The sequence below is a fragment of the Chryseobacterium sp. 27AL genome, from assembly GCF_057815395.1.
The window spans coordinates 1-666 of sequence record NZ_JBYRIW010000038.1; the positions used below are offsets into that span (position 1 = coordinate 1).

Genomic DNA, 666 nt, shown 5'->3' on the forward strand with positions numbered 1-666 from the left:
TAAGATCATTGACATTAACGGTAAAGACATCACAAAGAGAAAACCGAGCACTTATAAGTGCTTGAGTAACCTAAAAATAGGAAAGAAATCGTTAAGGGCGTATGGCGGATGCCTAGGCTTTCAGAGGCGACGAAGGACGTGGTAAGCTGCGAAAAGCTACGGGGATTGGCACACACGAATTGATCCGTAGATGTCCGAATGGGGCAACCCGGCAGGTTGAAGACCTGTCACCTCGTAAGAGGAGCAAACCCGGAGAACTGAAACATCTAAGTACCCGGAGGAAAAGAAATCGAAGAGATTCCGTAAGTAGTGGCGAGCGAAAGCGGATTAGCCCAAAAGCTTTTATATGTTTAATAGAATGTACTGGAAAGTGCGGCCATAGAGGGTGATAGCCCCGTATATGAAAGGCATATTAGAGTGATAAATGAGTAGGGCGGGACACGTGAAATCCTGTCTGAATATGGGGGGACCATCCTCCAAGGCTAAATACTCCTGAAAGACCGATAGTGAACAAGTACTGTGAAGGAAAGGTGAAAAGCACTTCGAATAGAAGGGTGAAATAGAACCTGAAACCGTACGCCTACAAGCGGTCGGAGCAGATTAATTCTGTGACGGCGTGCCTTTTGCATAATGAGCCTACGAGTTAATTTTACTAGCGAGGTTAAG

The 666-nt window shown here is 45.8% G+C and carries 1 rRNA gene; it reads left to right on the top strand.

Annotated features, from left to right (window positions below):
• Window positions 1-81: 81 nt before the first annotated feature.
• Window positions 82-666: ribosomal RNA gene (locus tag AC3WV0_RS18100) — 23S ribosomal RNA — on the top strand; the annotation flags it as partial.